Origin of the sequence: Mesorhizobium humile, assembly GCF_033977215.1 — a bacterium.
Taxonomy (GTDB): Bacteria; Pseudomonadota; Alphaproteobacteria; order Rhizobiales; family Rhizobiaceae; genus Mesorhizobium; species Mesorhizobium humile.
The window spans coordinates 21,301-27,984 of sequence record NZ_JAVIIV010000039.1; the positions used below are offsets into that span (position 1 = coordinate 21,301).

At 64.4% G+C, this 6,684-nt stretch carries 7 protein-coding genes; 6 read left to right on the forward strand and 1 reads right to left on the reverse strand.

Translation table 11 applies throughout. The annotated features are described in order from the left end of the window. The first annotated feature begins 8 nt into the window (after positions 1-8). From RFM52_RS31650 to leuC, 5 genes are all read left to right on the forward strand, one after another. Complete coding sequence (locus tag RFM52_RS31650; protein ID WP_320298088.1) at positions 9-806, forward strand: basic amino acid ABC transporter substrate-binding protein; 798 nt, start codon at positions 9-11, stop codon at positions 804-806. Positions 807-1,111: 305 nt separating this feature from the next. Beyond that, positions 1,112-1,924, forward strand: coding sequence for an amino acid ABC transporter permease (locus RFM52_RS31655; protein ID WP_320298087.1), 813 nt, complete (start codon positions 1,112-1,114; stop codon positions 1,922-1,924). A 258-nt stretch (positions 1,925-2,182) separates the two neighbouring features. Further along, the gene (locus RFM52_RS31660; RefSeq protein ID WP_320298086.1) at positions 2,183-2,833 is read left to right on the forward strand and encodes a class I SAM-dependent DNA methyltransferase; all 651 of its coding nucleotides are present in this window, start codon (positions 2,183-2,185) and stop codon (positions 2,831-2,833) included. Between the two features lie 169 nt (positions 2,834-3,002). Next, a complete protein-coding gene (locus RFM52_RS31665) occupies positions 3,003-3,164 on the forward strand; it encodes a hypothetical protein (RefSeq protein ID WP_320298256.1) in 162 nt (53 codons plus the stop codon). A gap of 65 nt (positions 3,165-3,229) precedes the next feature. After that, on the forward strand, positions 3,230-4,639 hold the full coding sequence (gene leuC, locus RFM52_RS31670) for a 3-isopropylmalate dehydratase large subunit (RefSeq protein ID WP_320298085.1): 1,410 nt from the start codon (positions 3,230-3,232) through the stop codon (positions 4,637-4,639). Positions 4,640-4,689: 50 nt separating this feature from the next. Here leuC and RFM52_RS31675 read toward each other — a convergent pair whose 3' ends face one another. After that, positions 4,690-4,995, reverse strand: a complete 306-nt coding sequence (locus tag RFM52_RS31675; RefSeq protein ID WP_320298084.1) for a hypothetical protein — start codon at positions 4,993-4,995, stop codon at positions 4,690-4,692. 162 nt (positions 4,996-5,157) lie between these two features. Between RFM52_RS31675 and RFM52_RS31680 the strand changes: the two genes are divergently transcribed. Then, positions 5,158-6,354 carry a GGDEF domain-containing protein gene (locus RFM52_RS31680; protein WP_320298083.1) on the forward strand — a complete coding sequence of 399 codons (1,197 nt, stop codon included), beginning with the start codon at positions 5,158-5,160 and terminating at the stop codon, positions 6,352-6,354. The last annotated feature ends 330 nt before the right edge of the window (positions 6,355-6,684 follow it).

Consider the following 6,684-nt stretch of genomic DNA (forward strand, 5'->3'; position numbering starts at 1 on the left):
GATTTGTCATGACCAAGTCGAAACTGCTGCTGGCCGCCATGGTGGCCTGCCTTCTCGCGCCTGTCGCCGCACTCGCCGACAATTTGCCCGATCTCGGCGGCAAAAAGGTCGTGGTGGTGACGGAAAACGCCTATCCGCCGCTGCAGTTCATCGACAAGAAGACCGGCAAGCAGATCGGCTGGGAATATGACGCGATGGACGAGATCGCCAAGCGGCTGAACTTCAAGGTCGAGTACCAGAACACCTCCTGGGACGCGATGATCCAGGCGGTTTCCGACAACCAGTACAACATCGGCATGACCGGCATCACCATCAAGGACGACCGCAAGGAGAAAGTCGACTTCTCCGACCCCTATATGCGCTCGGAGCAGTTCATGCTGGTGCGCGGCGATGAAAGCCGCTTCACCGACGCCAAGAGCTTCGGCGCCTTCAAGGACGGGCTGATCGGCGCGCAGCCCGGCACCACGCCGTTCTACACCGCCGTCTACAGCGTGCTCGACGGCAACGAGCAGAACCCGCGCATAAAGCTGTTCGAGACGTTCGGCGCGACGGTGCAGGCGCTGAAGACGGGCGACGTCGATGTCGTGCTCACCGACGGCACCGCCGGGCAGGGCTATGTCGATGCTTCCGAAGGCAAGCTGAAGCTGATCGGCGGGCCGCTCGGCACCGAGGATTTCGGCTTCATCTTCCCGAAGGGCTCCGACCTGGTGAAGCCGGTCAACGCCGCGATCGCCGCGCTCAAGGCCGACGGCACGTTCGACAAGCTCAACAAGAAGTGGTTCCTCGATTACAAGATGGGGCAGTAGGCCCTGTTGTTGAGAGTGGTGCGTGTGCGCCGCCTATCCTTCAACGTCGGTAATTGGCGAAAGCCGCCGCGACGTCCGATCTCCCCCCTTGCGGGGGAGATGCCCGGCAGGGCAGAGGGGGGTGTGCCGGAACGCGAGGTTTCGATTTCACGCCTCTTCGAATCGAATCCGATCAGAGGCTGTGATCGTAGTCAGTTGATGGGCCGGCGGGACAGCACCCCCCTCTGTCCTGCCGGACATCTCCCCCGCAAGGGGGGAGATCAGCAGCTCTTGCGAAGGCATCTATTCACCAGCGTTGGGAACTGATGCCCGCCACCACATCCACCACCAAACCCGAATTCCCCTGGTGGCTTGCCGCTGCCCTAGTCCTCGCACTGGCCGCCGCCCTCGCCATCGCGTCCAGCGACCTCTATGCGCAGGTCTTCGCCACCGTCGCCAAGGGCATCGGCATCACCATCTTCGTCACCGCGGTCGCTTTCGCCTTGGCCTCCGCGCTTGGGCTCGGCATCGCGCTGATGGCGCTGTCGGGATCGCAGTGGCTGCGCCAGGTCGCGCGCTTCTATGTCGAGATCATCCGCGGCGTGCCGATCCTGGTGCTGTTGTTCTGGATCGCCTTCGCCGGCGCGCCGGCCTTCGTCGCGGCCTGGAACGCGCTGACCGCGCCGCTGCAGGGGGCCGGCCTGATGGGCGAACTGCTGGTGCGCGATGTGTCGCTGCTGTGGCGCGCCATCATGGCGCTGACCATCGGCTACTCGGCCTTCATCTCGGAAGTGTTCCGGGCCGGCATCCAGTCGGTCGAGAAGGGCCAGATCGAAGCCGCCAAGGCGCTTGGGCTCAGCCGAGCGCAGCGCTTCCGGCTGATCGTGTTCCCCCAGGCGATCCGCATGATCCTGCCGCCGCTCGGCAACGACTTCGTCGCCATGGTCAAGGATTCCTCCCTGGTCTCGGTGCTCGGCGTCGCCGACATCACCCAGATCGGCAAGGTCTATGCCGCGGGCTCCTTCCGCTTCTTCGAGACCTATTCGATCGTCGCCTATATCTACCTGATCCTGACCGTCGGCCTGTCGCTGGCGCTGCGGGCGCTGGAACAGCGGCTGCGCCGCCAGCATCGGGAATAGCGGGCGGCAAAAGTCCGCGCTACGATCCAGGGTGTGTTGATGTTCAGGTGATGCCGGCCTGCAAATGATGGTTTTCTGCGCTTCCGGTGCTCACGGACCCGAATGTCCGCTCCGCTCCGGCCTTCGCCGGCCGAAGCCCTCATAAGTGTCTCCGCTCTATGAAGGCTACGGCCGGCGTAGGCCGGTTCTCGAAAGCCACCATTTTCGACTCGGCCTGACCTGAATCTCAACACACCCTAAGGCCAAGAGGATCGTTTCATGAATTTCGACAAGGCCAATGCGGCGCTGGACTCCGTCTACACGGCCGACACGCCGGAAGGGCTTGCCAAGGCCTATGCCGACTGGGCGGCGACCTATGACAGCGAGACCGCCTCGCTCGGCTACCTCCTGCCTTTCCTGATCACCGCCTGGGTGGCGCGGCACGTGCCGGCGGGCGAAGGTCCGCTGCTCGACGCCGGCTGCGGCACCGGCCTGTCGGGGCCGTCGTTGAAGGCCTTGGGCTATGGCGACATCGCCGGGCTCGACCTCTCCGACGACATGCTGAAGATCGCCGGCAGCCGCCAGGCCGATGGCAAGCCGGCCTATAGCGAGCTGAAGAAGGCGATGCTCGGCGGACCGCTGCCCTGGCCCGACCGGCATTTCCGCGCCTTCTTCTCGACCGGCGTCTTCACCATTGGCCATGCGCCGGCCTCCGGGCTGCACGAGCTGGCGCGCATCACCAAAAGCGGCGGCCACGCCATCTTCACCGTGCGCGACCAGGTTTTCGAGAATGGCGGTTTTCAGGCGGTTTTCGACGAGCTGGAGCGGGCGAAGAAATGGCGCCTGGTGGAGCAAAGCCCATGGTTCCGCTGCTACGCCATCGGCGATCCGGAAGCGCTGGTGAAGACGTTTGTGTTTGAGGTGATGTGAGCGCTACTTGCCTTCTCCCCTTGTGGGAGAAGGTGGATCGGCGCGTAGCGTCGAGACGGATGAGGGGTGTTCCAGCGGAGTGAGACGTTGGTGGCATCTGGAGCACCCCTCATCCGTCGCCTTCGGCGACACCTTCTCCCGCAAGGGGAGAAGGGGAGCGTCGCGCTAATTGCCGAAAAGCCAAAACATTGCTATCTACGCCGCCATGGAAAAGCTTTTCAGCGATCCGGCCTACAAGGGTTTCGTGCTGCAGGACAGGAAGCGCCTGCCGTCGCGATTTGCCGCGCGGGTCAGCGGCGCGCTCACCAGCCGACTTAGCCAGGCCGACTGATCGAAGTCGCTTGCCGGCCGAAGGCCGTCAGCTTTCCGATTTCTCATATCGACGGATTTACGCACATGAGCGCACCGCGCACCCTCTACGACAAGATCTTCGACGACCACACGGTCGACCGCCAGGACGACGGCACCTGCCTGCTCTACATCGACCGCCACCTCGTGCACGAAGTCACCAGCCCGCAGGCCTTCGAGGGCCTGCGCATGAGCGGCCGCAAGGTCCGGCATCCGGAAAAGACGCTGGCCGTGGTCGACCACAACGTGCCGACCTCGCCCGAGCGCAAGTTCGGCATCAAGAACGAGGAAAGCCGCATCCAGGTCGAGGCGCTGGCCAAGAACGCCAAGGATTTCGGCATCGAATATTATTCCGAGAACGATATCCGCCAGGGCATCGTCCACATCATCGGGCCGGAACAGGGTTTTACGCTGCCGGGCATGACCATCGTCTGCGGCGACAGCCACACCTCCACGCATGGCGCTTTCGGCGCGCTGGCGCATGGCATCGGCACGTCCGAGGTCGAGCATGTGCTGGCGACGCAAACGCTGATCCAGCGCAAGGCCAAGAACATGCTGGTGCGCGTCGACGGCCAGCTGCCCGAAGGCGTCACCGCCAAGGACATCATCCTCGCCATCATCGGTGAGATCGGCACCGCAGGCGGCACCGGCTACGTCATCGAATATGCCGGCGAGGCGATCCGCTCGCTGTCGATGGAAGGCCGCATGACGATCTGCAACATGTCGATCGAGGGCGGCGCGCGTGCCGGCCTGATCGCGCCGGACGAGACGACCTTCGCCTATGTGAAGGACAAGCCGCGTGCGCCGAAGGGCGCCGCCTGGGACGCAGCGCTCGCCTATTGGAAGACGCTCAATTCGGATGAAGGCGCGCATTTCGACAAGGTGGTCGTGCTCGACGCGGCCAAGCTGCCGCCGATCGTCTCCTGGGGCTCCTCGCCCGAGGACGTCGTCTCGGTGCAGGGCATCGTGCCCAATCCCGAAGAGATCGCGGACGAGAACAAGCGTACGTCGAAGATCCGCGCGCTCGACTATATGGGCCTGACGCCGGGAACCAAGATCACCGACATCGCGCTCGACCGCGTCTTCATCGGCTCCTGCACCAATGGCCGCATCGAGGATTTGCGCGCCGCCGCCAAGGTGGTCGAGGGCAAGAAGGTCAACCCGCGCGTCAACGCCATGATCGTGCCGGGCTCCGGCCTGGTCAAGGAACAGGCGGAGGCCGAGGGCCTCGACAAGATCTTCGTCGCCGCAGGTTTCGACTGGCGCGAGCCGGGCTGCTCGATGTGCTTGGCCATGAACGACGACCGGCTGAAGCCGCATGAGCGTTGCGCCTCGACCTCGAACCGCAATTTTGAGGGCCGACAGGGTTTCAAGGGCCGCACGCACCTGGTGTCGCCGGCCATGGCGGCGGCGGCGGCGATCGCCGGCCACTTCGTCGACATCCGCGACTGGAAGTAACCGCAGCGCGCAGCAAAGGGCCCGGACACGTCGTCCGGGCCCTTTGCTTTCTATCTGCGAACGATCTCGTGAAACTCCTCGCGCCGGCCGGGCTCGTCGGCGGCGACGACCAATGCGAGCTGCCGCTCGTCGAAGATCTTGAACCACTCATCCCATTCGACCAGCTCGTAGCCACCGGCATTGGGCGGTCGCTCCGGCCGGTCCTGGTCCTCATAGGCTTGCTGGTCGAAAACCAGGCGCAGCATGGCTTGCGTTCCGGCCTCGGGCGAGACATCGACGATGGCCGGGAAACCGGCGCGCGCTGCCGCCCAGGAGCGGATTTCATCGTGATCGGTCAAAGTGATCGTCTCGGCCATCTCGATCGTCTCCTGTCTGGCGCTCCTGCCTGGCCCGACAACGCCGCTTCGGCAGGCCGGTTCCGTATGGCTCCGCGACGTATTTATCGCGAGGCTTAACCGCTTGTTTGGGCTTAAGTCCTAGTATCTCCCGTTGGGTAAGTTGGGGAAAGTCGCAGTCCTTTGGACACCGGTCTGCTCATAGCGCTGCTCAATCCGACGATAGCGCTGGCGCTTGGCGCCGCGTTCCTCGTGCTGTTTTCCTATCAGCGTCATCGCCCGTATCTGGCGGCGCTCGGCGCGAGCTATTGCCTGTCGGCGCCGGGATTCCTGCTGCAATATTTTACGCTTCCGATCGGCGTGGCGCTGACCAAGCTCACCTCCAACATCTGCTTCACGATCGCGGCCTGCTGCCTGTCCAGCGCGATCGTCGCGCGCTACGGCCGGCGCGTGCCCTACGTCGGCATCGGTATCGTGACCGGAGGCGGGCTCGCCGCCTTCATCTGGTTCATGTTCGTCCAGCCGGACCTCACCTGGCGCGTGCTCGTCATGAATTTCGGCTTCGGCGCCCTCAGCCTGCTGGTCGCCGCCGAACTGAGAACGGTACGCAACAACGGCCCGACCGAGAAGATCCTGTTCGCGCTGTCGCTGCTTTCCGGGCTGAACTTCATTGTCCGCACGCTGGTCGTCGTGATCGCGCATGGGCCGTTCCCCAGCTATGACGGCTTCTACGGTTCCTCCTACTGGACGACTGCGCTGCTTTCGCATGCGCTGTTGTCGCTGCTGATCGCGCTTTGCCTGTTCACGGCGGCGGCGCTCGATGTGATGAGGGCGCTGAAGGCCGAGACCCACACCGACCCGCTCTCGGGCATCCTCAACCGCCGCGGCTTCGAGGAGCGGGCGACCCTCTTGCTCGACCAGTGCGGCAAGGCCGGATTTCCCGTCGCCCTGATGCTGGCCGACCTCGATCACTTCAAGGCGCTGAACGATCGGCACGGACATGAGGCCGGCGACCGGGTGATCGCCGACTTCGCATCCAAGCTGCGCTCCGCCACCGGCGCGCGCGGGGCCGCCGGGCGCATCGGCGGCGAAGAGTTCGCCGTGCTGTTGCCGCTCAGCGACCTGGGGGCGGCAAGGCTCTTCGCCGAAGCGATCCGTTCCTTCTATTCGGCCGGCGCGATCGACGGCCTGCCGCCCGGCACCAGGGTCACCGCGAGCTTCGGCGTCGCAGCCCGCACCGGCAGGGAAGGGCTGATGCCGTTGATGCGGCGCGCCGACGAGGCGCTCTACAAGGCCAAGAAGAACGGCCGCGACAGCGTACGGCTTTCCTACGAGAGGCCTGAAAAGACGTTCGTCGCCGAACCGCTCGCCGTCGGCTGAGGCGGGTTGACCTCCCACGCCCAAACCCAGTAGGCGAACGCAACGTTCGCGATTGGCCGGAGCGAATGCAGCTTCGTCATCCTTGGGCGAAGCAAGGAGCGAAGCGACGCGCGCAGACCCGAGGATCCATGCTGTGACCTCAATCCAAGGATGCGGCGGCCCTGAAACAAGCGTCTTGGTCCGCTGTGAACTCTGCCCAATTCTGACATGCTTTGCGCGTCACGGATGTCACGGCATGGATTCCAAGGTCTGCGCGCGTCGCTTCGCTTCCCGCTCCGCCCTAGAATGATGGGTGGACGGCCCCTTGCGGCATCGAATGTGCCAAACTGG

What these genes read in the sequence shown, in the direction of transcription:
- RFM52_RS31655 (WP_320298087.1), top strand. Translation starts at nt 1,112, where the DNA reads ATGCCCGCCACCACATCCACCACCAAACCCGAATTCCCCTGGTGGCTT.
- leuC (WP_320298085.1), top strand. Translation starts at nt 3,230, where the DNA reads ATGAGCGCACCGCGCACCCTCTACGACAAGATCTTCGACGACCACACG.
- RFM52_RS31675 (WP_320298084.1), bottom strand. Translation starts at nt 4,995, where the DNA reads ATGGCCGAGACGATCACTTTGACCGATCACGATGAAATCCGCTCCTGG.
- RFM52_RS31660 (WP_320298086.1), top strand. Translation starts at nt 2,183, where the DNA reads ATGAATTTCGACAAGGCCAATGCGGCGCTGGACTCCGTCTACACGGCC.
- RFM52_RS31650 (WP_320298088.1), top strand. Translation starts at nt 9, where the DNA reads ATGACCAAGTCGAAACTGCTGCTGGCCGCCATGGTGGCCTGCCTTCTC.